Annotated in this window: 22 protein-coding genes, 2 tRNA genes and 3 pseudogenes; 16 read left to right on the top strand and 11 right to left on the bottom strand. The window is 59.0% G+C overall.

The genetic code is table 11. The features are described from left to right. Window positions 1–78 precede the first annotated feature (78 nt). Together PAB09_RS13370 and PAB09_RS10270 are read left to right on the top strand one after the other, a co-directional pair. The gene (locus PAB09_RS13370) at window positions 79–579 is read left to right on the top strand and encodes an SdpA family antimicrobial peptide system protein (RefSeq protein ID WP_442873750.1); all 501 of its coding nucleotides are present in this window, start codon (window positions 79–81) and stop codon (window positions 577–579) included. Between the two features lie 133 nt (window positions 580–712). Beyond that, on the top strand, window positions 713–1,450 hold the full coding sequence (locus PAB09_RS10270; RefSeq protein ID WP_197693080.1) for a hypothetical protein: 738 nt from the start codon (window positions 713–715) through the stop codon (window positions 1,448–1,450). Window positions 1,451–2,608: 1,158 nt separating this feature from the next. On the opposite strand, the gene PAB09_RS10265 is transcribed toward PAB09_RS10270, so the two are convergent. After that, window positions 2,609–2,932: a hypothetical protein gene (locus tag PAB09_RS10265; protein WP_271033570.1), complete on the bottom strand. Its 324-nt coding sequence runs from the start codon at window positions 2,930–2,932 to the stop codon at window positions 2,609–2,611. Here PAB09_RS10265 and PAB09_RS10260 point away from each other — a divergent pair. Together PAB09_RS10260 and PAB09_RS10255 are read left to right on the top strand one after the other, a co-directional pair. Further along, window positions 2,915–3,310, top strand: a complete 396-nt coding sequence (locus PAB09_RS10260) for a hypothetical protein (protein WP_271033569.1) — start codon at window positions 2,915–2,917, stop codon at window positions 3,308–3,310. The genes PAB09_RS10265 and PAB09_RS10260 overlap by 18 nt on opposite strands. Continuing rightward, window positions 3,307–4,320, top strand: coding sequence for an AAA family ATPase (locus PAB09_RS10255; protein WP_271033568.1), 1,014 nt, complete (start codon window positions 3,307–3,309; stop codon window positions 4,318–4,320). The genes PAB09_RS10260 and PAB09_RS10255 overlap by 4 nt, the downstream gene beginning before the upstream one ends. Window positions 4,321–4,759: 439 nt before the next feature. Here PAB09_RS10255 and PAB09_RS10250 read toward each other — a convergent pair whose 3' ends face one another. The 3 genes from PAB09_RS10250 to PAB09_RS10240 all read right to left on the bottom strand — a co-directional run bounded on the left by PAB09_RS10250 (window position 4,760) and on the right by PAB09_RS10240 (window position 6,248). Further along, window positions 4,760–5,434, bottom strand: a complete 675-nt coding sequence (locus PAB09_RS10250; protein WP_271035370.1) for a tyrosine-type recombinase/integrase — start codon at window positions 5,432–5,434, stop codon at window positions 4,760–4,762. A 608-nt stretch (window positions 5,435–6,042) separates the two neighbouring features. Continuing rightward, window positions 6,043–6,115: transfer RNA gene (locus PAB09_RS10245), tRNA-Lys, on the bottom strand. Between the two features lie 60 nt (window positions 6,116–6,175). Continuing rightward, window positions 6,176–6,248, bottom strand: a tRNA-Lys gene (locus PAB09_RS10240). 673 nt (window positions 6,249–6,921) lie between these two features. Here PAB09_RS10240 and PAB09_RS10235 point away from each other — a divergent pair. The 9 genes from PAB09_RS10235 to PAB09_RS10195 all read left to right on the top strand — a co-directional run bounded on the left by PAB09_RS10235 (window position 6,922) and on the right by PAB09_RS10195 (window position 16,371). After that, on the top strand, window positions 6,922–8,070 hold the full coding sequence (locus PAB09_RS10235; protein ID WP_271033567.1) for a L,D-transpeptidase: 1,149 nt from the start codon (window positions 6,922–6,924) through the stop codon (window positions 8,068–8,070). A 404-nt stretch (window positions 8,071–8,474) separates the two neighbouring features. After that, on the top strand, window positions 8,475–10,025 hold the full coding sequence (locus PAB09_RS10230) for an ABC transporter substrate-binding protein (protein WP_271033566.1): 1,551 nt from the start codon (window positions 8,475–8,477) through the stop codon (window positions 10,023–10,025). 23 nt (window positions 10,026–10,048) lie between these two features. Further along, window positions 10,049–11,038: an ABC transporter permease gene (locus tag PAB09_RS10225; RefSeq protein WP_271033565.1), complete on the top strand. Its 990-nt coding sequence runs from the start codon at window positions 10,049–10,051 to the stop codon at window positions 11,036–11,038. Continuing rightward, the gene (locus PAB09_RS10220) at window positions 11,035–11,904 is read left to right on the top strand and encodes an ABC transporter permease (protein WP_271033564.1); all 870 of its coding nucleotides are present in this window, start codon (window positions 11,035–11,037) and stop codon (window positions 11,902–11,904) included. The genes PAB09_RS10225 and PAB09_RS10220 overlap by 4 nt, the downstream gene beginning before the upstream one ends. A 38-nt stretch (window positions 11,905–11,942) precedes the next feature. Further along, complete coding sequence (locus PAB09_RS10215; RefSeq protein ID WP_271033563.1) at window positions 11,943–12,656, top strand: ATP-binding cassette domain-containing protein; 714 nt, start codon at window positions 11,943–11,945, stop codon at window positions 12,654–12,656. Between the two features lie 7 nt (window positions 12,657–12,663). Next, a complete protein-coding gene (locus PAB09_RS10210; RefSeq protein WP_271033562.1) occupies window positions 12,664–13,272 on the top strand; it encodes an ABC transporter ATP-binding protein in 609 nt (202 codons plus the stop codon). Between the two features lie 102 nt (window positions 13,273–13,374). Next, complete coding sequence (locus tag PAB09_RS10205) at window positions 13,375–13,605, top strand: heavy-metal-associated domain-containing protein (RefSeq protein WP_271033561.1); 231 nt, start codon at window positions 13,375–13,377, stop codon at window positions 13,603–13,605. A gap of 3 nt (window positions 13,606–13,608) precedes the next feature. After that, on the top strand, window positions 13,609–15,918 hold the full coding sequence (locus PAB09_RS10200) for a heavy metal translocating P-type ATPase (RefSeq protein WP_271033560.1): 2,310 nt from the start codon (window positions 13,609–13,611) through the stop codon (window positions 15,916–15,918). 111 nt (window positions 15,919–16,029) lie between these two features. After that, entirely contained in the window at window positions 16,030–16,371 is a 342-nt protein-coding gene (locus tag PAB09_RS10195; protein WP_333780197.1) for a metal-sensitive transcriptional regulator, read from the top strand. A gap of 250 nt (window positions 16,372–16,621) precedes the next feature. Here the strand turns inward: PAB09_RS10195 and PAB09_RS10190 are convergent, their stop codons facing one another. Continuing rightward, complete coding sequence (locus PAB09_RS10190) at window positions 16,622–17,059, bottom strand: hypothetical protein (protein WP_271033558.1); 438 nt, start codon at window positions 17,057–17,059, stop codon at window positions 16,622–16,624. A 21-nt stretch (window positions 17,060–17,080) separates the two neighbouring features. After that, window positions 17,081–18,319, bottom strand: a complete 1,239-nt coding sequence (locus PAB09_RS10185) for an IS256 family transposase (protein ID WP_271033557.1) — start codon at window positions 18,317–18,319, stop codon at window positions 17,081–17,083. 388 nt (window positions 18,320–18,707) lie between these two features. On the opposite strand from PAB09_RS10185, the gene PAB09_RS10180 reads away from it, so the two are divergent. Then, the gene (locus PAB09_RS10180) at window positions 18,708–18,884 is read left to right on the top strand and encodes a thermonuclease family protein (protein ID WP_271033556.1); all 177 of its coding nucleotides are present in this window, start codon (window positions 18,708–18,710) and stop codon (window positions 18,882–18,884) included. A 120-nt stretch (window positions 18,885–19,004) separates the two neighbouring features. Here PAB09_RS10180 and PAB09_RS10175 read toward each other — a convergent pair whose 3' ends face one another. Next, complete coding sequence (locus PAB09_RS10175; protein WP_271033555.1) at window positions 19,005–19,757, bottom strand: Rib/alpha-like domain-containing protein; 753 nt, start codon at window positions 19,755–19,757, stop codon at window positions 19,005–19,007. 86 nt (window positions 19,758–19,843) lie between these two features. Next, window positions 19,844–19,945: an integrase core domain-containing protein gene (locus tag PAB09_RS10170; RefSeq protein WP_271033554.1), complete on the bottom strand. Its 102-nt coding sequence runs from the start codon at window positions 19,943–19,945 to the stop codon at window positions 19,844–19,846. A gap of 323 nt (window positions 19,946–20,268) precedes the next feature. Here PAB09_RS10170 and PAB09_RS10165 point away from each other — a divergent pair. Further along, window positions 20,269–20,603: pseudogene (locus PAB09_RS10165) on the top strand (transposase); the annotation flags it as partial. Between the two features lie 4 nt (window positions 20,604–20,607). Here PAB09_RS10165 and PAB09_RS13365 read toward each other — a convergent pair. Together PAB09_RS13365 and PAB09_RS10160 are read right to left on the bottom strand one after the other, a co-directional pair. Next, window positions 20,608–20,769 (bottom strand): annotated as a pseudogene (locus PAB09_RS13365) (ISL3 family transposase); the annotation flags it as partial. A 383-nt stretch (window positions 20,770–21,152) separates the two neighbouring features. After that, a complete protein-coding gene (locus PAB09_RS10160) occupies window positions 21,153–21,977 on the bottom strand; it encodes a hypothetical protein (protein WP_271033553.1) in 825 nt (274 codons plus the stop codon). 388 nt (window positions 21,978–22,365) lie between these two features. Between PAB09_RS10160 and PAB09_RS10155 the strand changes: the two genes are divergently transcribed. Next, the gene (locus PAB09_RS10155; RefSeq protein WP_271033552.1) at window positions 22,366–23,679 is read left to right on the top strand and encodes an ISL3 family transposase; all 1,314 of its coding nucleotides are present in this window, start codon (window positions 22,366–22,368) and stop codon (window positions 23,677–23,679) included. 14 nt (window positions 23,680–23,693) lie between these two features. Here PAB09_RS10155 and PAB09_RS10150 read toward each other — a convergent pair. Next, window positions 23,694–23,894 (bottom strand): annotated as a pseudogene (locus tag PAB09_RS10150) (ISL3 family transposase); the annotation flags it as partial. Between the last annotated feature and the right edge of the window lie 125 nt (window positions 23,895–24,019).

Raw genomic sequence — 24,019 nt, 5'->3', positions numbered from 1 at the left:
AGATCATCGACAGCAGTGCCTCTGCGGAGGAGTTCCCATTACATCCTGAGTTTCGTGTTTTCAGTGCTCTTTTTAACAATGACGTTTACAGCACTACCTACATTGGCGTTCGATCCCCCCTGGAAGGGGACGAAATGGGAAAGTATACAAGGCCATGTTTTCCCCCAAGGGTGGGGTTTCTTCACTAGAAGCGCCCAAGAGCCCTTGGTAACTCCTTGGAGCAAGGATGGTTTGCCACTCTCGCACCTACCGACTTCTCGCTGGGTGAATTTCTTTGGACTAAATCGAGAGGGACGGGCTCAAGGCGTGGAAGTTGGATCTCTCCAGAGCCAACTTTCCGATGAACAGTGGACTTCATGTGCCGACCTAGCCCCCCCTACAAGATGCTTGCAGAAAGCAAAGGTAGAAGGTGGCGACAAGTTTAGCGTGCATTCCACTACGAGAAGCCCCAGTTTGTGCGGAGAAATAATGCTCTTAGAAACTAAGCCCGCTGATTTCATGTATAGGAGCTATGTTGATGAAGATATCATCGCCGTCAGATTCGCAAGAATTGACGTACACTGCGCGAGCAGGCCTTAAATCTAAAGTATTTTTGCCGAATGTAATTGGCCCTAGTTTCTCAGTTTTTCGGTCGGGTCTCGCGGCTTGCGCCGGTGCCACACTCCTTTTTACGCCCGGGGATAAACTAGTTCCCCCGCGGTTTATAGGCGAAGTGCCCAATCCAGTGTTCGAAGGGATAAACAAGCTTTCCTTGTTCTTCATCCTCAGCGATCATCCCGAAGCTGCAAGAGTTATAGGCCTGATACTGTGCTTAGCATCTATATTGGGGGCATCCTCTATTGGAGTAGCGTGGATCTTCTACTCTCTACACAATACGGCAATCACTCCAGACGGAGGCGATCAGATTGGCTTGATCGCGAGTATCTTCTGCTTGACCCTCGGTTTGGCAAGATGGATCATCAAGCAATTCCCGACACGTCGGCTTGGCTACCTTCTAGCTTTCTATTCATTTTTACTGTTTAAAGTTCAGGTGGCATTTGTTTATGCAAATGCGGCAATCGCAAAAATTAGAGTAGACAACTGGGCAAATGGGACTGAAGTCTATTATGACCTTATTTCTCCATTCTTCGGGCTCACTGGGCTCAGGCAAATCCTCTTTGCTCCGATTTTAGCGAGCCCCGCTTTTATTACGTTTCTCACTTGGGGCACTATTGCGGTTGAGCTGTACATAGCTGCAGCTACTTTCGCATCCGACAAATGGAAATCTACGGCGATCTTGGCAGCTGTGTTTTTGCACGGGGGAATTGCTTTATTCATGGGAATTACCTCATTCTCCCTCACGATGCTCACAGTGGTGATTTTCGCCTTACTACCCATGAAGATAGTTGGAAGGAAGTTGAGTGATATTCATGACTGGTTCAAGTTATCGATCAAGAGTATTTGGATATAATTTTAGTCGGATCGTACTTATCTTCGCAGTACTCTTATTGTGTGTCTACTTCTTGACCAGAAGAGATCAAACCGCCTTTATCACATGCGGTCTTTTAGTGTCTCTGGCAATTTTCTTTAATGTCGGGGTGTTGCTGAATGATGAAATCCTTCGGATTTCAGTTCTTGGCATTCCAGTTAGCAACGTTCGTTTGGAATCTCTGAAGGGGGCGGAGATCCTTCCCTCGGGCCCCATACTCGAATCCCAAACGTTTGGGGTTCACTTCCTGGATGGCACTATTTCATTCCATGCCGGTTCTGCAAATATCCTCCTACACCGCAATATCGGAAGACCCATTCGCTTGACGGTTAAAGACCCAGAGGAATTTTTACACCTCCTAGCGGAGAACTCCGCTATTCGACCCGCTTCTCACAGTTAAGCCCCCGGTGCCGACACAACTGGCAACCAAAAGCATAGTCCAACGGACAGGTTTGGGTATGGCATCGCTTCGGGGTGGCATAGTGTCCTCGCGCCGGGATGGTGGGATGGATGGCCTTGCCTGCGGCGTGGATTGGGCTTGCTGTCCTGTGTGGCCTTTGGGATGTATTGGGGAGCGTTTGCAGTTGGGATGCTGTAGCCGTCCCAATTCTGGTGAGGTTTGATCGGGAATGTCTGAGCGGGTGGCACATACTCAACTCCGGGAAGGCAGTCTTGACTTGCATGGCCTACGTACCCCAGGGGGGTATACCCCTGCCCTGGGGGTGCCACCGAAGCGTAATGCGGGTGTCAGTTCGTGTACGAGTCTGAGGTTTATGGTTGGTGTTCACCAACTATTTTGCATTGTGAACTACCTGGAGTTTTCGACATTTTGGGGGAAAAGTCTGTAATTTACATCACAAAACGCCCCTCTGACTTGATATTGCCAAAGGGGTTGCTGTAGTGTTGAGGGCTAGACTCTGCGTTTCTGTCGAACGCTTGTTCTAGCTTGCTATGTGAGAACTGAACAGTGAACCCCGATGCCCACAGGAGAAGTCTGTCATTTTTCAGTTGCGGCGCACTGCCATGCGCCCACAATTTCCCGAGCACAACAAAGTCAAGGAGGTACGAAAAATCATGTAGCCACGACACTACACCCCCTCACCCAACGCTGTCCAATATCACGTTGACAGCATCACCCAACTAACAAAGGAGATTCCTATTTCTAAAGTCAAAAAGTCTTTCTCTGAACTCCGAGAGTTCTACGCACTGCAAGGCAAGCGCCTTTGCAAGACCTGTTTCGACGTCATCGACTTCGATGCATTCCCCAACGATAAGAAGGGCAATCGTGGCAAGGCGGGAGAGTGCCAGCCATGCCAGAGTGAGCGCCAGCGCAACCGTGCCCGAAAAGCCAACGGTGTCCAAGGCCGTCTTGACTCTGCGGTTAAGCGATTCCGAAGGAACGGCAAGCGGGTCTATCCGTTCACGCCTGGGGAATGGAAGGAGCACATGGTCAAGAAACGCCATGCTGACATTGATCGCTGCTACTACACCGGAACCCCGTTGCAAAGCAATGACAAGTCCGATGCCAGCACGTTCATGGAGCTGGACCATGTTAAGCCGATGAGCGCTCCGCGTTCCACGCACTCTGTGGGCAACGTAGTACCCGCCACCAAGGCGTTTAACAATTTCAAGCGTGATAAGCGTGCCATCGAAGCCGTGATGACCGCCCCGGAACATCTCCAACCCATCCAATGCTATGCAGGTTTTGCCGAAGGCATGGCGGGCACTGACTGCTACGGCAACCCCAACGCCCCGGCGCGAATCGAAGGGTGGAGCGACGGCGATTCCCCTGCCATCACGTTCTACGTGCCCGAAGATGACACCGTGGGCGGTGGTCGATGACCGTCGATGCATACACCGACCAGGACATTCAACGCCTGGTAGATGAGCATTTTGCTTCGATTCTGCCAACGCCTTCGGCTTATGACATCGCCCAAAGACTCAACGGCGATCTTGAGGAGTGGGTTTATCCCGGCTTCGTCTGCGATAGCTACACGATGTTCGTCGGCAAGCCCAAACAAGGTAAATCGCTACTTGCAGTGAACCTTGCCGCTTCGTTTATCTCCGGTGAACCTTTTATAGGTGTTTCGCCTGCGAAGGCCTTGAGCTGCAATAACGTCCTAATTGTCACCACCGAAGCCAATGGTGAGAAGGAGAACGTTAGAAGGTTGCAAGCCCTGGGTGTTGACCTGCAACACGCTTTCGTCAACCGCGTTGGCATCGAAGGCGTACCAGAGCTGTCCTACGAAGCTGCCGAAGCTGGAAACGTCGGCCTGGTCATAATCGACAACATCTTAGGTGTCTGCCGTGGCATCGACATCAACAAGCCCGAAGCTATTACGGCATTGACCGAAGTAGCAGAGCGGTTTAACCGCGCCGGGGTGCCTGTGGTGTTCATCCACCACAGTGCCAAGGCAAGTGGTAGTGACCCGTTGGCTGCGTCGATGGGTAACAACGGCATCGTCGGATTGATGCGCCACGTCGTGGGCGTGGTGAAGTCAAAGGATGCGGTGAAGCTGACCACCGAAGGCAATGTAGGAGACAGTGGGAGTCTACGCATCCGCTTTGACGAGAACGGCAAGGCTGAACGGGTGGAGGATGCAAAGCCCGAAGCATCCGAAGCTAACAAGGCATTGGCTGCAATGGCAGAGTTGGCACGAAGCGCCCCGGCTTCGTGTACATCCAAAGCCGATGTGTTCCGCTACGTCACCTCCCAGCTGGACCGGCAAGGCGTATACAACGCCAATGGCACGCCATACAGCGAAAACACGGTGAAGAATCGCATCAACCAGATGGTGAAGTCCGATGACTCATCCTTGCGATGGGATGCCGAATCGAAGCGATTCACCTAGGAAAGTTGACCGATGGGGCTTCGGTCAAGTCGGTCAAGTGGTCATATAACCGCTGGTCACAGGCTTGACTTCTGACCGAAGTTTCCCCTTATGTATCCCCTGGTCAAAATTCTTTCTTGTCTCATCGGAGAGTGAATATCCAACGGCCAATTGGGGATTGGCCTTGGGTATGAACGACCAACCACAGTGGAAGGCTGGAGCCATCAAGCTCCAGCCGACCAAGGATAACTAAGTTATATTCCCTCGCCGGGCACCAAGCCCCGGCGGGGTAGTGGAGAATAGTGGTTCCGTCGATGACTAAGCATCTCCGTCACCTAGTAGGCCTCCGAAGAATGATGATCTTCGTCGGCCACCGAAAAAAGGCTCGTTCTACTCACTCACACCGCCCCAGGTGTTCGTTCGTACCCTCGAGATGAGCGACGGGGACAACCCGGCGCGATCAGTCTCCAAGGTTGAGGTGATCCATCAACTCCTGTGGCCTGTGTTCCCTTGCTCGCATGTACGTGCCAACGATGGTGGCTGTATCCTCCTGTCCTAGTATCCGGCCTATCTCCGATGGAGTGGCACCGGCTTCGGCAAGCCGGGTGATGAGGTACACACGCCCGTAATGTGGCGTGATCTCCGAAGTAACTCCTGCCTTCGCCTTCGCTCTGTTGAAGATGCTTCGGTAGCTGGTATCGAAGACAACGCTGCCTTTGTCTGTTATGGTGGCGTACTCATCCATGCCGGGGTTGTAGGTGGTGATGTGGTCGATGATGATGCTTCGGAACTCACGAAGGACAGGTACGGTGCGATAGCCTGCCATCGTCTTCGGCGGATGCAACGCCATTTTCATGCCACCGACTCCGTTGGGAACCCGTGACAAAGTGCCGCGTACACGCACGTTTGACGGGTTTATGTCCTGTCCCTTGAGTGCAAGTGCTTCGCCGATCCTAAGGCCGTGAAACAGGCAAAGAACGGTGATTAAGCGGTATTTGTGAGGTACTTCGTCAAGGATTGCCCGAAGCTCTGCGGTGTCTGGTAGCTCCTTGCGATGCGGCTTGCTTCGCTTCGTTGCTGCTCTGACGTAGACAGGGTTATACGTGATGTATCCGTACTCAACGGCTAGTTGCATCACCGACCTTAGTTTCTGGTAGGCCTTCGTGTTTCTGTGAGCTGTGCCAGCGTTTGCGGTAACAGTGTCTTGCCACCACGAAGCGACTTTCTTCGGGGTGAGCGTATCTACAGGAGTCTTGCACAGGCCTTCGTGGCAAAGCACTCTGCTCGAAAGTACTTCGGTGTATGTGTTCAACGTCGATGCCCGAATGTTGGGAGCTTGCACCTCCAGCCAATGCCGAACAAATTCCCCAACGGTGGGAATCTTCGGGGGAGCAGGCTTGTCCTGTGGCGGTGTCCATGTACCAAGGTCGATGCTCCTGCGAACATCTGCCAGCCATCCAAAGGCGGCTAGTTCATCTGGGAATGTGTCTTCGGCCTTGTATCGGTTGCCATCGGGTGCTGTGTAGCGCGCCTGGAATCTGCCAGAGCGAAGCTGACGTACTGACCCGAATCCGCGTGCCCAATTTGTGCCCACGCGTGCCCTAAAACCTTCCTCCAAACGCGTCGCGGACAGCGAAGACGCGCCGGGGGTTGTGATAGTCTAATTCCTGTCCTAAGCAGGGCTGACTACCAAAAAAGACCAGGTTCAAAACAGTAAAAATACCGTTTGACCTGGCCTTATTGTGCGCCATCAGGGACTCGAACCCCGAACCCACTGATTAAGAGTCAGTTGCTCTACCAATTGAGCTAATGGCGCATGGTGGAAACATGAAAAGAAAAAACCCAGACGGCGTTAAACCATCTGGCTTTTCATGAGTGCGCCATCAGGGACTCGAACCCCGAACCCACTGATTAAGAGTCAGTTGCTCTACCAATTGAGCTAATGGCGCATCCGCTTTCCGGCCACCCTTCGGGCTGCCGTTCAACGAAGAGAAATATTACCCACCGGGGTGAAGCTTGTAAAATCCCCAGCTCAGCGCTTGTTTTGGGTGAGTGCTGGTGGTGCGGGTGTCGCTAGGGTGCACTGGGTATGGAAACGGTGCTGGCGTAATGGCGCCTGTGTGGTGCTGCGCGACGTTCGTCGTTAAGCAAAGACATCGAACACATGTACGAAATATCGGAGTGTGATGTCGCAATGAGGTCTTAATGTTTCTGCCATGTGGATGAATGGCCGAGTGGGGCGCGTGGAACACGGACGGGTGATTCCGGGGGGTGATGGGTGTAGGCGTCAAGGCCGGGTATGGGTAACGGCGCTGAATGAAATGCGATGGAAGGGATGGTGGTGATTTCCACTTTCCATTCATGAAATGGACTGCTGGGGCGCTTGTTAACTGGTGTGACTCGTCGGTGGATGCCTGCGATATCTCGGCGCCCGTATAACAGTTGGGCAACGAGTTGATTTCTGTCGGGAGAACTCGGGCAAATCGGTCGTAGGATTGCACCATTAGGTTGCGGACTCGGTACTGCGCCCTGTGGTTTTAATTATTGATGCGTTGTGAAATGCGAAGAGGAAACTTTTAAGTGTTGGACAAGACGGTGAATAGGTCTTTGAAACTCAAGGGAATGTCCGTGGCATCGGCAGTGCTGGCGGCCTCGCTCGTGTTGACCGGATGCACGATTGACAGGGCCGAGCAGGCACAGGAGACCGTGGACACCCAGACGTCCCCTGTGGTGGAGAAGGCGCTGGCACCGGTGGCAAGCGTTAGCGACGGTGCAACCGACGTCAGCCCTGCCACCGAGGTGGTTGTTAAATCCCTCGGCGACGGGCTGGATGAGGTCACGATGACCAACGAGGAAGGCAAGGTTATCCAAGCCGAGATCGGCGCCGATGGAACCTGGCACACCACCGAACAGCTGGGATACAACCGCCACTACACCATCGTCGCCAAGGACAAGAACGGGGAATCCTCCACCACCGCCTTCTCCACGATGACGCCGGCGGCTACGGATTCCGCCTCGCTGACGCCGATCCCGGACTCCACTGTGGGCGTGGGTCAAGTAATCCAATTCCACTTCTCCACTGCCATCCAGGATCGTCAGGCGGCCCAGGACGCCATCACGATTACCACCGAGCCAAAGGTTGACGGTGCATTCTACTGGCTCACGGCGACTGAACTACGTTGGCGTCCGAAGGACTATTGGGAACCGGGCACAACCGTCAACGTCGAGGCCAACCTGTACGGTGTTGATCTAGGCGGCGGGGTGTACGGATCGGATGATAACTCCACCAACTTCACCATCGGTGACCGCGTCGAGGCAGTCGCCGATGATGCGACGAAGCAGATGACCGTGTACAAAAACGGCGAGGCGGTGAAGACCATGCCGATCTCGATGGGGTCGAACGCCAACCCGACCCCCAACGGTGTCTACACCATCGGTGACCTTTACCCAAGCTTGCTCATGGACTCCACCACCTACGGCCTAGCTTTGGATGCGGGTGGTTACCGTACGAACGTTCAATACGCCTCCCAGATGTCCTACTCGGGTATCTATGTCCATGCCGCGCCGTGGTCGGTCGGATCGCAGGGTGTCGCCAACGTTTCGCACGGCTGCATCAACGTCAGCACCGAGAATGCCCAGTGGTTCCAGGATTTTGTCAAGCGCGGCGATCTCGTGACGGTGAAAAACACCGTCGGCGGCGAGCTTAACGGTTTGGACGGTTTGGGTGACTGGATGATCCCGTGGGAGACCTGGAGCGCCGGCAACGCGTAGCCCGACTGCGCGGTAGCGTAGTTTGCTACTCCTGCGTTGCCTGGATAGTTTCACGAGAGTGTCAATGCTAAGCCCCGCCGGGGTGTCTAAAACATGCAGCAAAGCTTGTGTTTTTCTGCGGGCACCCGGCGGGGCTTTGCGCTGTGCAACTTTTTGCGTTGCTGCGCAATAGGAACGGTATTTCTCGGTGGCCTAGCATGGAACCCGACAACCACCACCGTGCGCATGGTGGATGGGATGGCCCGCTAACAAGGACAATCCGCGGCATGGTGAGGAGAAAGGACTGATTCGTGGCAGCGACTTCGAGGGCTTTGACGAGGCGATCGCTGCTCAAAGTGGCAGGCCTTGCCGGCGGGGCTTGGGCCCTATCCTCTTGCAGCAGGGATTCGGGGGCTAACTCCGCGATGACTGGTACGGGAGGTGTGTCCGGCAATGACGATGAGGTCATCGTGGTGATGAACACCACCAGCGAGCCGGATGCCGGCTTTGATCCGTGTTTCAACTGGGGTTGTGGTGAGCATGTCCATGAGCCGCTCATCCAGTCCACGCTGATCACCACTGATGAAAACCTCGCCTTCGTCAACGATCTTGCCACCTCCTATGCCGTCGCCGAAGACGCGATGAGCTGGACCTTCGACATCCGCGACGATGTCGTGTTCTCCGACGGCACCGCGCTTACCGCGCGCGACGTTGCCTTTAGCATCAACGCGGTCAAGGCCTCGGCGGGCTCCCAACTGGATCTTAGCTACGTGGACCGGGCGGTCGCCGAGACTGATTTTAAGGCGGTCATCTATCTCACCAAGCCATATAACGCCTTGCTGTACACCCTCGCGGTAGTAGGAATCATCCCGGAGGCCTCCTATGATGCGGCCACCTATGGCCAGGCCCCCATCGGCTCCGGGCGTTATCGCTTGGTGCAGTGGGATCGTGGGCAGCAGGTCATCTTGGAGGCTAACCCTACCTACTACGGCACGCCGCCCTCGATGAGGAAGGTTACGGTGTTGTTTATGCAGGAGGACGCCGCACTCGCCGCCGCTAGGGCGGGGGAGGTCGATATCGCCTATACTTCCGCCACCCTCGCGCAGGCTCGCATGAGCGGATATAGCTTGCTGGAGTGCGCCACGAATGATTGCCGAGGAATCTCCTTGCCCTGTGTGGAACCGGAGGCACCCACCACCGATGGCCAGGGCCACGAATTTCCCGTGGGCGCGGCATTTAGCAGTGATGTGCTTGTGCGTCGCGCCCTCAACCTGGCGGTGGACCGCCAGCAGCTGATCGATCATGTCTTCTCCGGTCATGCGCGCATCGCCTATGGTGTCGCGGATGGGCTGCCGTGGGCCAGCCCGGCTATGGAGGTGGTTACCGATTGGAAACAGGCAGCCGCCCTCATGGAGCAGGCAGGATGGGCGAAAAGCGATGAGGGGGTCTACGCCCGTGGTCGGGAGCTGGCCGGTTTTACCTTGATGTATCCCACCGACGATTCCACCCGTCAGGCCATTGCCGAGGAAATCAAGAATCAGCTGACAGATTTTGGCATCCAGGTCCACACCAGCGGTGCAACCTGGACGTATGACAGCGATGGGCTATATGCGCACCAGTATGCGGATCCAATCGTGTGGGGTTGGGGTTCCAACAGCCCCACCCAGCTCTACGACCTCACCTTTAGCACCAGCGCCTCTAACTTCTCCAGCTACCGCAATGCCACCGTCGATGCCCACCTTAATGCAGCGCTGGCCGCGCCCACGGTTGAAGGGGCCTATAACGAGTGGAAGCTGGCCCAGTGGGATGGTGCCGAGGGGGTGGCGCCGGTGGGCGGGGCGAGCTGGATCTGGCTGGCCAATGTCAATCATCTTTACTTCAAGCGCGATGGCCTCGATGTGGGCGCCCAAAAGCCGCATCCGCATGGTCACGGCTGGTCGTTGGTGAACAATGTGGATCGCTGGGGCTGGCAGTGACCCACCGGCCTAGTATGGTGCAGGTGCGGGGTCTGATCGGGTATCTGGCGCGGATGGCCGCCCTGCTTATCGCCCTGAGCGCGCTGACGATCGCGCTGGTGAAGGCCTCGCTGGTGGATCCTTTGAGCACGAATGTTGGCCAGGTGGGTATGGCGGGCCTCGGGCAGGAGCAAAGACAGCGCCTTGCCGATTATTGGGGCGATAACCAGAGTTTTTGCACCGCGTGGATGGGGTGGCTGCGGAATGCGCTGCGCGGCGATCTGGGCGTGTCCTTAAGGTTTAATCAGCCCGTGGTAGACGTGCTCGTCTCTCGCGCCGGGAATACCGTGCTGCTGATGTTCGTGGCATGGCTGCTTGCGGGCCTCGTCGGGTTCGCGCTAGGGATGGTCGCCGGGACGTGTCAGGGGCGGGTAGTCGACCGGGTGATCAAGGCCGTGATGCTGGTGCTGGCGTCGGCGCCGGCGTTTTGGTTTGGCCTGGTGATCCTCGCGGTGTTTTCCGGGTGGCTGGGGTGGCTGCCGTCGGGGCTGTCCGCCCCGGCCGGGGTGGCGGCCGCCGATGTTCAAGGCGTTGACCGCCTCCGCCACCTCATCTTGCCTGCGCTCACCCTGGCGCTGGTGGGCATGCCCCAGATCGTGCTGCATACCCGGGAGAAGACCATCGATGTGATGGCACGTCCGTACGCGCGTTTCGCGCAGGCCCGCGGCTATTCGCGCGCGCAGGTGGCGTGGCGCCATGGGGTTCGCAACGTCGCCGTTCCCGCATTGGTTGTGCAGTGCGCGTCGGTTGCGGAGATCTTTGGGGGTTCGGTGCTGGTGGAGCAGGTCTTTTCCTACCCGGGTCTAGGGCAGGCGGCCGTGGTGGCGGGCCTTGGCGGCGACGCCGACCTCCTCGTGGGCATCGCGGTGGTTTCCGCGGTGATCGTGATGCTGGGCAACTCGGCTGCCGATGCCATCAGCCGGGGCCTGGGACCGCAGGGCGCAGGGCCTAGGCTGGCGAAGGAGAATAGATGATCGGCACGAACGTGACCCAGGGAGTGTTTCACCTGCCGGTTGCCCACGGCCGCAACAATCGGCGCGCGACCCTGGTTCTGCTTGTGGCTTGCGCGTGTGTGGTTGTGGGTCTCGCGCTCGCCGGGTGGTTATTGTGGCCCGAGGCCATCAGCAGCGATTTGGGTGCGAAAAATGCCGCGCCGGGTGCCGGGCATGTGTTCGGTACCGATCAGCTCGGCCGCGACCTGTTCGCCCGCACGATTTCGGGCTTGGCGATCGGTGTGGCCATCGGTTGTGGGGCGGCGGTCGTCTCGTCGGTCATCGCAGTCATCGTCGGGGTGGCCGCGGGCCTCGGTGGTCGCCGAGTGGATGCTTTCCTCGGATGGTTAATCGATCTCATGTTGTCGATCCCACACCTTGTCGCGCTGATTCTGGTGGCCTTCGCCTTAGGCAAGGGCATCGTCGGCGTGAGTGTGGGCATTGCGTTGACCCACTGGCCCAGCCTGGCGCGGGTGATTCGCGCCGAGGTCATGCAGGTGCGCAGCAGTAGATATGTGGCTGTGTCGCGCCAATTGGGTGCGACCCGGCTGCAGGTGTTTACCCGCCACGTGGTGCGGGCGGTGTTTCCGCAGTTTTTGGTAGGGGTGGTGCTGATGTTTCCACACGCCATTTTGCACGAGGCAGCGGTGACCTTCCTGGGGTTTGGTCTTGCGCCGGAAACGCCCAGCATCGGCATCATCCTCGCTGAGGCCTCCCGTCAGATTGCCGTGGGCAATTGGTGGCAGGCGGTCTTGCCCGGTTGCGCGCTCATCGCATTCATCGTGCTTATCGACGCCACAGGTACGCGCCTTCGGGTCATGCTCGATCCCCAACAATCACAAAAGTAGGTACGAGAGTGGATGCGTTAGGAAATCGGCGCCCGCTGATGGAGATTTCCCACCTGACGGTGGGTTTCGAGATGTATGAGTCGGGGGCTTTTTGGCGGGCGAAGAAGAAACGGACCCCCGTCATCGAAGACCTATGCTTAAGGATCTACCCAGGTGAGGTGTTGGCGGTTCTGGGTGCATCCGGGGCGGGAAAGTCCCTGCTTGCCGAGTCGATCCTGGGGTTGTATGAGCCGAACTCCTTCGTTACCGGGCACGTGAGTTTCGACGGAGAAACCCAAAGCGCACTCTCGCTTGCCCGGCTGCGTGGACACGAGATTGCCTACGTGCCGCAGTCGATCGACGCGCTTGATCCGCGGATGCGGGTGGGCCAAGCCATCGGCGGTGAGCCTGCCCGCCGCCGTGCATTGATGCAGCGCTACAACCTTGGTCCCGAGGTCGAGTGCATGTATCCGACGCAGCTTTCCGGGGGAATGGCGCGCCGGGTATTGCTGGTGATGGCGCTGATGGGTTCGCCTGCGCTTCTCCTTGCCGATGAACCCACTCCCGGGCTAGACCAGGCGCTTTCCCAACAGGTGGTCGGCGATTTGAGGGACCTCGCCGGCCAGGGCATGGCGGTGCTGCTGATCACCCACGATCTTCCCGCCGCGCGGGCCTGCGCGGATCGGGTGGCCATTTTCGACCAGGGGTGCATTGCCACGACCTTCGGCGTCGGCAAGCTCGAAACGTGGCAACAAGCGATGATGGAGGTTTAAGGAAACCATGCACACGCTTCAGGCGCGGGGGGTTGAATATTGCTACCCCGGCGCAAAAACGCCCACCTTAGCGGGCATCGACCTTGAGTTGTCCACGCAGGAGCGCGTCGGGCTATCGAGTCCCAGTGGCACCGGCAAGACCACCTTGTGCCAGGTCCTTTCCGGCTACCTTGCCCCCACCGCAGGCGTGGTGCTTTACGACGGCGCACCGCCGCAGATTGTGGCCGGCCAGCCGAACCCGGTGCAGCTTATCTGGCAACACCCGGAGCAGGCTTTCGACCCCTACCTGCGCGTTGGCACTTCCATCGGGCACTCGGGCGCGCTCGTGGGAACCGTCGTCACAGGCCTGGGTATTGAGCAGGAGTGGCTGAGCCGATTCCCCCATGAACTTTCTGGCGGGCAGCTGCAGCGCCTAGCGATCGCGCGCACTGTTGCCGCACAGCCTCGCTTTATGATTGCCGATGAGATCACCACCATGCTGGACTTTCATACCCAGGCGAAGATCTGGCGCTTTCTCATCGACTACACCAGGCGCCATGAGGTGGGATTGTTACTGGTCAGCCACGACGAGGTGATCCTCGAGCGCGTCGCGGATCGGGTTGTGACCCTGGCATAGTTAGGTGTTGACAATATACCCCATGGGGGTATAGTTGGGTTGTGGGTGGAGAAAGGCTCCACAAGCATTCAGCTTTCACAATCGAAGCAAGAAGGACTCATCATGAGCAACGCCGCTGAAGAAACCGCAACCTTTGATGCCAAGGTTTTTGACGTTACGGGGATGACCTGCGGGCATTGCAAGGCCTCCGTGGAGGAAGAAGTGGGTGACGTCGCAGGCGTCAGTCTCGTCATTGCAACCCCTGCCACCGGCAAGGTGGTAGTCGAAGGGGCGAACATCTCTGAGCAGGCTGTGCGTGATGCGATCGCAGAGGCTGGATACCAGGTGGTCTAGGCCATGACTGCACCGACTTTTGAAACGTCAAAGCCACTTGCCCACATCGACCTCGGGGTTACCGGCATGACGTGCACGAGCTGCTCGGCTCGGGTGGAGCGCAAGCTCAACAAGCTTGACGGCGTTCAAGCTAGCGTGAACTTCTCCACCGAGTCTGCCAGCGTGGAATACGATCCCGAAACCGTCGATGAGGACACCCTCATCCAAACCGTGCGCAACGCCGGCTATGATGCCTTCTCGCTGGCGCCGAACAAGGACGCCAACGCGGGCGCCGGTGGGGCGCAGCCTGCCAGTGCGCAGGAGGCGATCGACGCCGCCCGCGACGCGGAGGCCGAAGACCTCAAACATCGCCTGATCATTTCCACGCTGCTGTCGGTTCCGGTTTTGCTCATCAGCATGATCCCGGCGCTGCAGTTCAACAACTGGCAGTGGGCGATCCTCACGCTGGCCACCCCGGTCTTCTTCTGGGGTGGGGCGCCGTTCCATAAGGCAACGGTGACCAACCTGCGCCACGGATCTTTTACCATGGACACCCTGGTGACCATGGGCACCTCCGCAGCCTACCTGTGGAGCTTGTGGGCGCTGTTTATCGGCAATGCCGGCATGCCCGGCATGAAGATGAGCATGCATCTTATGCCCGGCAACTCCACGATGGATGAGCTCTACCTGGAATCCGCTTCGGTGGTCATCTCCTTCCTCCTGCTCGGCCGCTGGTTCGAAACCCGCGCCAAGGGGCAATCCTCGGCGGCACTTCGGACGCTGTTGGCGATGGGGGCGAAGGAAGCGACGGTGCTGCGTGACGGCAAGGAGGTTCGTATCGCCGCGGATTCCTTACAGGTCGGCGACCTGTTTGTCGTGCGCCCCGGTGAGAAGATCGCCACCGATGGCATCGTGGCCCAGGGGCACTCCGCAGTGGATGAATCCATGATCACCGGCGAGTCTGTGCCGGTGGAAAAGGATCCCGAGGATCCGGTGACCGGCGCAACGCTAAACACCTCCGGCAAGTTGGTGGTGCGGGCGACCCGCGTGGGCAAGGAAACCACTCTGGCCCACATGGCCAAGCTGGTCACCGACGCCCAGGCTCGCAAGGCACCCGTGCAAAAGCTCGTGGATAAGATCTCCCAGATCTTCGTTCCTGTGGTCATCGCCATCTCGGTCCTTGCCTTCCTTGGCCACTATTTCTTGAGCGACGATGGCCTTGCGCCTGCCTTCACGGCGGCCGTAGCCGTGTTGATCATCGCCTGCCCGTGCGCGCTGGGGCTAGCAACCCCCACCGCGCTACTCGTGGGCACCGGCCGTGGCGCCCAGCTCGGCCTGCTCATCAAGGGCCCGGAGATCCTGGAGTCCACGAAGAAGGTGGACACCATCGTCATGGACAAGACCGGCACCGTTACCACCGGAGTGATGACCTTTGCCGGCGTGGTTACCGCCGACGAAACCATCTCCCAGCAGGAGGCCTTGCGCCTGGCTGCCGCCGTCGAACACAGCTCCGAGCACCCGATCGCCAAGGCGATCGTGCGCGGTGCGGGCACACAGGAGCTGCCGCCAGTCACGGACTTCGACAACCTAGCAGGCCTCGGCGTGGTGGGAACCGTGGAGGGTAAGCGCGTGCGCGTTGGCCGCCCGGCCGACGTCAGCGAGCTGCCCGACGTCCTTGCCCAGGCATTCACCCAGGCGCGGGCAACCGGTGCCACCCCGGTGTTGCTCAGCGTTGCTGACGCCCCGCGCGCGGTGCTCACGGTGGCAGATACCCCGAAGGAATCCTCGGCGCAGGCCATCGCGGAGCTCAAGCGCTTGGGGCTGGATCCGTGGCTACTGACCGGCGATAACCCCGACGCCGCCCGGCATGTTGCCCGCGCGGTGGGAATCGAGGAATCCCACGTCATCGCCGAGGTCTTGCCACAGGACAAGGTCACGCAGATCATGCGCCTGCAAGAACAAGGCAAGACGGTGGCTATGGTGGGCGACGGCGTTAACGACGCCGCAGCACTCGCACAGGCCGATCTTGGCCTTGCGATGGGGGCCGGCACCGATGTTGCGATCGAAGCCTCCGACATCACGCTGATGAACTCCGACCTGTTGTCTGCCGCCAACGCCATCCGGCTGTCGCGGAAAACCTTGGGCACGATCAAGGGCAACCTGTTTTGGGCATTCATCTACAACGTGTTGCTCGTCCCAGTCGCCGCCCTGGGGCTGCTCAACCCGATGCTGGCCGGTATCGCCATGGCGTTTTCGTCCGTGTTTGTCGTCTCCAACTCGCTGCGGCTGCGCTCGTTCACGCCCATCGCCGCGGCCGGCGGGGAACGTCGTTAAGCAAAACCTGTGCCACCGGGGCCGTGCCAAACTGGCGGCGGGTAAATTAGAAAGCCGAGAAAGGACGGCCCAGCCATGAGCGAAGAACTCACCCACAAGCACACACAGAAGATGGATATTGTATATCCCGCCACGCCGACCACCGTCGTGATCGCCCACCACGACGGGGAAGCGCATCACGGATACATCTCCGAAAAGCAGCGCTACCTCGCACGTCTCAAGCGCGTGGAAGGCCAGATCCGTGGCCTGCAACGCATGATCGACGAGGACCAGTACTGCATCGACATCCTCACCCAGGTCTCCGCCGCGCAGTCGGCGCTGCGCAACGTGGCACTGAGCCTGCTCGATGACCATATGCGCCACTGCGTGAAAAACGCCGCCATCGAAGGTGGGGAAGAAGCCGAGATCAAGTTCAAGGAAGTATCCGACGCCATCGCCCGCTTCGCTCGTTAAGACTCACGGGCGGGGCGCCGCGGGCCGAAGACACAAAAGAACCCGTTACCTTAAATGAGGTAACGGGTTAACCTTGGGGTGGCTGACGGGGCTCGAACCCGCGACACCCAGGATCGCGGGTTCGAAATTCTCGATATTGGCAGTAGCGGGGCATCTGCGTCATTACTGCAGTTCAAGTGCTACTTTCCTGCCTGTGACTTACGCTGAACTACGATGCATTACGACTGGTTACGCGTATCTTACGCGTAGTTTAAAGCGTAACTGAGCGTAGGACAGCTTCGATGTTCTCCCGGTCGGTGTAGTACTCGTCGGCAACCTGTTCCGTGTGGCCGAAGATCGTGGCCCGGGTGGCGGGGTCGATCTTGTCGGCGTACACGCCGTGCAGTGTGGCGCGCCACGAGTGGCTGCGTAGGTCCGCTAGTAGTGCCACGCTGGTGGCCTCCGCGACCTGGCGGTAAAGCTCTGGCACGGCATCGTCGGCGTTCGTTGGGCTCCACGGTTTCGTAGTGGTGGAGGGGGACCCGATCACATAGTGGTCATCATTCTCCCGGTGGGTGCGGAGGTAGTTGGCCACGTCCTCGCGCAGTATGGGGATGTGCCTGCCCTTTTCCCTGCCCTTGCGGCCACGCGAGTGGTGTATCTGCCCTTTCGATAAAACAGGCAGCATGACGATCTCAGGGACTGGCACGAGCCCGGTGTTGCGACTGGCTCATGCGACCTCCTGAGTGGCTTCGCCGGCGTCGATGACGTTGGCTTTCATCATGGTCTTCGTCTGGTCCAGGGCCGTCAGCGACATGTAGCGCTTCTGCTGGATCCAGTCATCGTGCTGCTCAGCCAGCACCGCCCCGACCAGGCGCACGACGGCATCTCGGTTCGGGAAGATCCCCACGACGTCGGTGCGCCGGCGGATCTCCCGGTTCAACCGCTCGGTGGGGTTGTTCGACCAGACCTTCGTCCACACTGCTTTCGGGGCGTGGGTGAACGCGAGTAGCTCATCCAGGGCTTCTTCCAGGTAGTCGGCTACGTGCGGGAACTTCTGCTCACAGAAAGTCACTACTTCCCGGGCCTGGTTCCACACCGATGCGGCGTCCGGTTGCTGGAAGATCGTGTGGAACATCGCCGACAAGGTCGGCCATTGGCTTTTGGGCACCAGTCCGGAGAGGTTCTTAGCGAAGTGCGTGCGGCACCGTTGCCAGGAGGCGTTGGGCAGGACCTCGCCGATGGCGTGCTGGATGCCCAAGTGTGCGTCGCTGGTGACCAGGTAGACGTCGTTTAGGCCCCGGGCCTTGAGGTCGCGAAAGAAACCCGTCCAGGAGGCCACGGACTCGGATGTGGCGACCTGCATGCCGAGTAGTTCGCGGTAGCCTTCCGCGTTCACGCCGGTGGCCAGCAGCACGGAGGTTTTCACGACCCGTCCGCCTTCACGCACCTTCATGGCCAACGCGTCGCAGGAAACATAGAGGTAGGGGCCGGTATCCAGGGGTCGGGTGCGGAAATCTTCCACCATCTGATCGAGATCTTTGGCCATCTCGGAGACCTGCGATTTTGAGAGGTTGTTGATCCCCAGGGTGGCGACGAGGTCGTTCATCCTGCGGGTGGAGACACCCTTGAGGTAGCAGGTGGCGATCACGGTGGTCAGGGCCCGTTCTGCCCGGGTGCGTCGTTCCAGCAGCCAGTCCGGGAAGAACGAGCCGGTTCTGAGTTTGGGCACGGCGACGTCGACGGTGCCGACCCGGGTGTCGAGGTCGCGGTGGCGGTAGCCGTTTCGGACGTTGGTGCGGTTGTCACTGACGGTGGCGTAGTCGGCGCCGCAGACTTGGTCGGCCTGGGTCGAGAGGATCTGGTTGATGAACCCTTGGAGCATCTCGCGCATCAGGTCCGGGGAGGCTTGGGCCAGTAGTTCGTCGAGATAGGTGGTCGGGTCGATAGAATGGGGGCCAGCGGCCATCGTGGTGTCCCTTTCGAGGAGATGTAGGAGTTGATTCGAAAGGTACTGCGGTGGTCGCCTCGTGCATTCATGAGGTCGTCACCGGCAGCTACAGATACACCACGCTAACGGACACCCGACCATCGCTGACACGGGTCCTGGGGATGCGAAGTGCTGGTGTAGGAACTTGCATCTTCACACGCCCCAGGACCCCTAAATCTTGTGCCTCACCGCATCACCGGCGAACCCCGGCTATGCACTCCGGGTCCGGTAGGGCCAGTTTGACGGCTCTCTGGGACGACTTGATGGCACACCGACCGCCCCTGAGTCTGAAGCCGAGGAATCACACGGTCCTGCGCTGCAGGCGTACGTGTGGACATCGCATCCGGAAACCGGAGAGTGGGATGAGATGCTCAATCTCGCAGAGATCGAGGTCGGACTGGCCACGGTTGTTTACACCGACACCTCCACCTACCGTCACCAAACACAGTTTCGCCGTGCTGAGGGGTATGCTCGTGACCGCGGTTTCGGTCTGTGGACAGAGGCAGGCGCGGTTTCGTCTGACACCCCCTCGGTCAACACCTAGAGGCACGTTGCCTGTCTGGCAGGTGCTGTCAGGCAGAAGAAACACCCTGGGGCAACAACAACTGTTGCCCCAGGGTGTTTCTTTCGACCACCACTGCATAATTGGAAGGTCGTCGTCGGGTTACCGGCCCGCAACCACCTCCACCTCAGACCTGATGGACGCAACCTGCCCGTCCGGTGTCCATGCGGTGATCAGAATATTCCTGGTACCCTCTGGATATTCGGAGAAAGTTTCGTCCAGGATGAAACTCACCTCACCGGTGGACTCATCGACACGCATCCACAGTGGTCCGACATTGTCGATGTAGGTCGTACCCTCCGGTAGCTGTGGCCCCTCCAGCGGCACGGTCACCGAGTCGCCCGGGCTCACGATCGTGCGCGGCAGGATCGGCGGGTCTAGGAGATCGGGTTTGCTGTCCTCACTCTCGTACGGAATGACCTCCACTGTGGCCTCGATGTTCAGCGTCTCACCATCGGGCAGCTGTGCCCCGATGGTGATGTCATAGGGGCGGAACTGGATCCCCTTCGCCTTCGGCTCGTACGTGACCTCACCGGTGAAGCGGTTAACCTTCACCCAGCGGGGGTTGGTGTCAATGCTGCGATAGATCGTGCCCTCCGGCAGCTCACCCTCCATCTTCACCCGCTCGGTGGACCAGGCCATGACCTCCGTATAAGGGATGGTCGGGACCGAGAGATTGTCGTAGTCGACCTCTACCTGCTCGCTACCTGCGGGTGCAGACTGTCCTTCGGCCTCGTTGCCATCACCAATGACAACGAACACGACGATGGCAATCACGGCCGCGCAGCCGGCGGCTGCAAGGAACAACCATCGCGACCCGGCCACTCGCCCGGGCGGGGTAGTCGGTGTGGACATGGTGGAGCCTCATTTCATGCTGTGAATCGGCCTGAATTTTTGAGAGTGGCGTGTTACGCGGCGTGAAGGCCTGCGTAGTTTTCTCGTTAGTAGTTGGTGTAGTGCTCGATCGGCGGGATATGCCCGAGCGAGGAATGCGACCGCTCGTGGTTATACCAGTGGATCCATCCGGCTGTGGCGCGTTTCACCTACCCTAGTCCGTCCACGTCCCTGCCTCGAAATCAATGAGCTCAGACTTGTACAGCCCGATCGTTGACTCCATCAGACCGTTGTCGTAGGTGTCGTCGACGGTGCCGATAGACCCGTCCATCTGGTGGGCGGCCAGCAGTTGAATCCGCCCTGTGAGCCCGCATCCGAGTCATGGATCACCCCGGCTGATTCAAAGTACGGGTCCTGGCGCTGGCGTAGCGCCAGTGTCTGTCGCAGCGCACGGATGACCAAAGATGGACCTGACCCCTGTTTGGTGGACACCCTGAAACCAGCATGATGCTGGGAAAGGTAATCTGCCGCCATGCCAAGCAAGACCTACTCCGAGGAGTTTAAGCGCGACGCTGTCGGGCTCTACGAGAAGTCCCCGGGCACGTCGATCCAGACCATCGCCACAGAACTGGGAGTCAACCGCAACACTCTCCAGAACTGGCTCAAGAAATACGGCACCGGAGCCCGCACCAACACCACCACCACCACGTCAGGCCCATCGCCGGACTCGGTGACAGAGGCCGAGCGGATCCGCCAGTTGGAACGGGAAGTCAGCCGGCTACGGGAAGAACGCGATATCCTGCGCAAGGCCGCTAAATATTTTGCGGAAGAGACGAACTGGTGAGCCGCTTCCGGTTCGTTGACGACACCCGACACGGCCGGCCATCCCGCACTCAGCGCAGTCCGGGTCCAGCGTGACCGGGGCGCAGAACAAGTGCGTGAGCTCGTCGGCCACGGCGGCGTCGGTGGTGGTCACCCCGAGCTCGACGGTGCGGCAGATGGTGTCGGCAAGCAGGCTGGCGGTAGCGTTCAAAGCGGGTCCTGGGGATGCGAAGTGCTGGTGTAGGAACTTGCATCTTCACACGCCCCAGGACCCCTAAATCTTGTGCCTCACCGCATCACCGGCGAACCCCAGCTATGCACTCCGGATCCGGAAGGGCCATCAAACCGAGGGCGCCTCACGGGTGGAGTTGGACCGGGCAGAGACTTCCCAGCGGGACCGTCCGGCCGGCTTCTTTTCTAGAGCCTTGGCCGAGTGGGGCCAGCGTACCTGGGGGCGGGGCGGACACGACACGACTGGGCAGGCCCCAAGCGCGCCTAGCCTAGGGCATAAACCAGTTCAAAGACTGTCAAAGAACTAAACCCCATGGCAGGTCTTGTGTAATTTGGGGCAGTGGGCTTTCCTTGGAGCGACCGTTAGTTCTTGTCTAGACTTCGCACAGTCAGCTCGATTTCATTCACAGTTTGCGTGTCGGGAAAAGTTCTTTCTTCGCCATCTGGCCCTGTCGCGAATGTGTATTTGAGCTCAGTGTTGGGTGCAATGTTCTGGCCTGTCACTATGTAATTGCGCAATTCGTCTTCATTTTCAGTATCAACGAAACTACCGTCGTCCGTGATGATAACGATTTTGAGCGAGCCGTCGCCATACTTTGACCTGAAGTCTCCTCCGAGGGAGTTATAACCGGAAGAGGCCAGATTCCTGCCTGTATAGTCGGAGATGTACCACGTATATTTGTCGGGAGAAATGGTGATTGGCGTAAATTCAATCTTCTCGTACTTGCCCGAGGTTTCGGTGACATGCAGTAGAATTTCTTCGATATTCTGGTATGAAACGGTCCCGGTTTCTGCCCCCTGGTCATCTTTTTTGAAATCCATACGAAGTTCAGTGTTTGGCTTTACGCTCTGGTTCGCTACCTTGTACTGCTTTAGTACGTCTTCGGATTCGAAGTCTATATAAGAGCCATCTGCCGTAACCGGGATCAACTCCACTGTGGTCGCTCCGTACTTGTCACGGAAGTCGCCCCCTAGTGAAACATAGCCGATCGTCGCCAGGTTCTTTCCTGTATAATTTTTGATGTAAGACAAATTTTTATCGGTGGACTGCTTGATTGGCTCTGAACGTTCCGTCAATTCCCCAGTCTCGGATTGGGTATTTTGCGCTATTTCGTTTTGGTTAGTTGGCGATACCATTGCGCTGCCGCATGCACTCAGAATCAGCGCAAATGTCGTCAAAAGTGCCAAGAGGGTTGATTTTCTCAACTCTATTCTCCCTGTTTCTATCTAGTGCGGACATGGTGTGGGTTGGATCGGTCTGAGTTTTCTGGGGGGGGGTAGGGGTATAGCTTCTACTGTGCTTTAGAGCTTCTTGTTGATTCTCGAAAGCGTGCTCATGCTCGATCGGTGATACGCAGTCGGGGGACGCAGTTACTATTGAATGTACCTGTGCAGAGACAATTTCTTGTAAAAGCGGGGGTGGGTAGGGGCGGTAGGGGCTCGCTTTAAGGGCCCTTCCGGATCCGGAGTGCGTAGTAGCGGGTCTCCGGGGCGCGTGAGCCAAGGGAAGTAGGGGGTCCTGGGCGTGTGATGATGACGGTTCCTACACCTGTCGCATCCACCCCCAGGACCCGCCTTGAACGCTACCGCTTACCTGCTCGCCGACACCATCTGCCGCACCGTCGAGCTGGGGGTGTCAATCACTGACGCCGCGGTCGAGGCCGAGTTGACCCATCTGTTCTGCGCCCCGGTCACCGTTGACCCTGTGTGTGCCGAGTGCGGAGTCGCGGGACGGCTTCGCGATCACGTCGAGCGTCGGGTTACCGATCTTCCGATCGTGGGCCATCCCACCCGGCTGCATGTGCGGGTCCCGCGCTTCATCTGTGAGAACACCGCCTGCGAGGTGAGGATCTTCCAGCAGCGCACACCGATGCTGGCCGAGCCTCGTGCCAAGACCACCCGGCGGTGCACCCGTTGGATCCTGCAGCGTCTGGCTCAGGATCGGACCAGCGTGGCGGCGGTGGCCAAGGCCCTTGGCCTGGGGTGGGACCTGGTCAATGACCTGGCGATCTCCAAGATCCGCACGCTGGTGTACGACGAGCCTGGGCACCTCGACGGTGTCCGGGTCCTCGGGGTCGATGAGCACAAGTGGAAGCACGTGCGCGGTGACGGCAGCAGCTCGTTCGTCACCGTCCTGGTCGACTTGACCCCGGTTGTGGACGGCACCGGTCCGTCGCGGCTGCTGGACATGGTCCCGGGCCGCTCGGTGAAGGTGCTCACCGAGTGGCTCGACGCCCGTGACCAGGTGTTTCGAGACCGAGTCAAGGTAGTGACGATGGGCGGATTCGCCGGCTACCACACCGCCGCCGCCAAAGCCGTCCCCGAAGCACGCACCGTGATGGACCCCTTCCACGTCGTGCACCTGGCCGCCGGCAAGCTCACCGTGTGCCGCCAACGCATCCAGCAGGCCACCACCGGGCACCGGGGCCGCACGGGAGATCCGCTGTACGGCATCCGCCGCACCCTGCGCACCCGCGCTGAGCTGCCGACCGACAAGCAGAAGGTCCGCCTGTTCAAGGCGTTCACCGCCGACGATGCGCACGCGGCGGTGGAGGTCACCTACAGCGTCTACCAGCGGCTCATCGCCGCCTACAAGGCCTCGGGCAAACGGGAGGACAAGATCGCGATGTACAAGCTTCTGCGTTCCATCCGGGCCGGGGTGCCCACCGAACTCCCGGAGCTCGCGCAGCTCGGCCGCTCATTGTGGAAGCGGCACCGCGAGATCCTTGCCTACTTCGACGTGGGCGCCTCCAACGGCCCCGTCGAAGCCATCAACGGACGCCTCGAGCAGCTCCGCGGAATCGCCCTAGGTTTCCGCAACCTCAAGCACTACATCTTGCGGTCGCTCATTCACTCCGGACAGCTCCAGGACCGGATCAACGCACTCTAAATCCGGAAGGGCCCGATTGGCAGGTCCGTGACCTTCCGTTCGACATGATCACGAAGGCGGCCGGCCATCCCGCACTCAGCGCAGTCCGGGTCCAGCGTGACCGGGGCGCAGAACAAGTGCGTGAGCTCGTCGGCCACGGCGGCGTCGGTGGTGGTCACCCCGAGCTCGACGGTGCGGCAGATGGTGTCGGCAAGCAGGCTGGCGGTAGCGTTCAAAGCGGGTCCTGGGGATGCGAAGTGCTGGTGTAGGAACTTGCATCTTCACACGCCCAAGGACCCCTAAATCTTGTGCCTCACCGCATCACCGGCAAACCCCAGCTATGCACTCCGGACCCGGAAGG

The sequence above is a fragment of the Corynebacterium sp. SCR221107 genome (assembly GCF_027886475.1).
Taxonomy (GTDB): Bacteria; Actinomycetota; Actinomycetes; order Mycobacteriales; family Mycobacteriaceae; genus Corynebacterium.
The sequence above is the reverse complement of the archived record's forward strand: the minus strand, read 5'-3'. Positions and strand labels throughout refer to the sequence as shown.

What these genes read in the sequence shown, in the direction of transcription:
- PAB09_RS13370 (WP_442873750.1), top strand. Translation starts at nt 79, where the DNA reads ATGACGTTTACAGCACTACCTACATTGGCGTTCGATCCCCCCTGGAAG.
- PAB09_RS10260 (WP_271033569.1), top strand. Translation starts at nt 2,915, where the DNA reads ATGGTCAAGAAACGCCATGCTGACATTGATCGCTGCTACTACACCGGA.
- PAB09_RS10265 (WP_271033570.1), bottom strand. Translation starts at nt 2,932, where the DNA reads ATGGCGTTTCTTGACCATGTGCTCCTTCCATTCCCCAGGCGTGAACGG.
- PAB09_RS10255 (WP_271033568.1), top strand. Translation starts at nt 3,307, where the DNA reads ATGACCGTCGATGCATACACCGACCAGGACATTCAACGCCTGGTAGAT.
- PAB09_RS10250 (WP_271035370.1), bottom strand. Translation starts at nt 5,434, where the DNA reads ATGCAACTAGCCGTTGAGTACGGATACATCACGTATAACCCTGTCTAC.
- PAB09_RS10235 (WP_271033567.1), top strand. Translation starts at nt 6,922, where the DNA reads ATGTCCGTGGCATCGGCAGTGCTGGCGGCCTCGCTCGTGTTGACCGGA.
- PAB09_RS10230 (WP_271033566.1), top strand. Translation starts at nt 8,475, where the DNA reads ATGACTGGTACGGGAGGTGTGTCCGGCAATGACGATGAGGTCATCGTG.
- PAB09_RS10220 (WP_271033564.1), top strand. Translation starts at nt 11,035, where the DNA reads ATGATCGGCACGAACGTGACCCAGGGAGTGTTTCACCTGCCGGTTGCC.
- PAB09_RS10215 (WP_271033563.1), top strand. Translation starts at nt 11,943, where the DNA reads ATGGAGATTTCCCACCTGACGGTGGGTTTCGAGATGTATGAGTCGGGG.
- PAB09_RS10210 (WP_271033562.1), top strand. Translation starts at nt 12,664, where the DNA reads ATGCACACGCTTCAGGCGCGGGGGGTTGAATATTGCTACCCCGGCGCA.
- PAB09_RS10205 (WP_271033561.1), top strand. Translation starts at nt 13,375, where the DNA reads ATGAGCAACGCCGCTGAAGAAACCGCAACCTTTGATGCCAAGGTTTTT.
- PAB09_RS10200 (WP_271033560.1), top strand. Translation starts at nt 13,609, where the DNA reads ATGACTGCACCGACTTTTGAAACGTCAAAGCCACTTGCCCACATCGAC.
- PAB09_RS10195 (WP_333780197.1), top strand. Translation starts at nt 16,030, where the DNA reads ATGGATATTGTATATCCCGCCACGCCGACCACCGTCGTGATCGCCCAC.
- PAB09_RS10185 (WP_271033557.1), bottom strand. Translation starts at nt 18,319, where the DNA reads ATGGCCGCTGGCCCCCATTCTATCGACCCGACCACCTATCTCGACGAA.
- PAB09_RS10180 (WP_271033556.1), top strand. Translation starts at nt 18,708, where the DNA reads ATGCTCAATCTCGCAGAGATCGAGGTCGGACTGGCCACGGTTGTTTAC.
- PAB09_RS10175 (WP_271033555.1), bottom strand. Translation starts at nt 19,757, where the DNA reads ATGTCCACACCGACTACCCCGCCCGGGCGAGTGGCCGGGTCGCGATGG.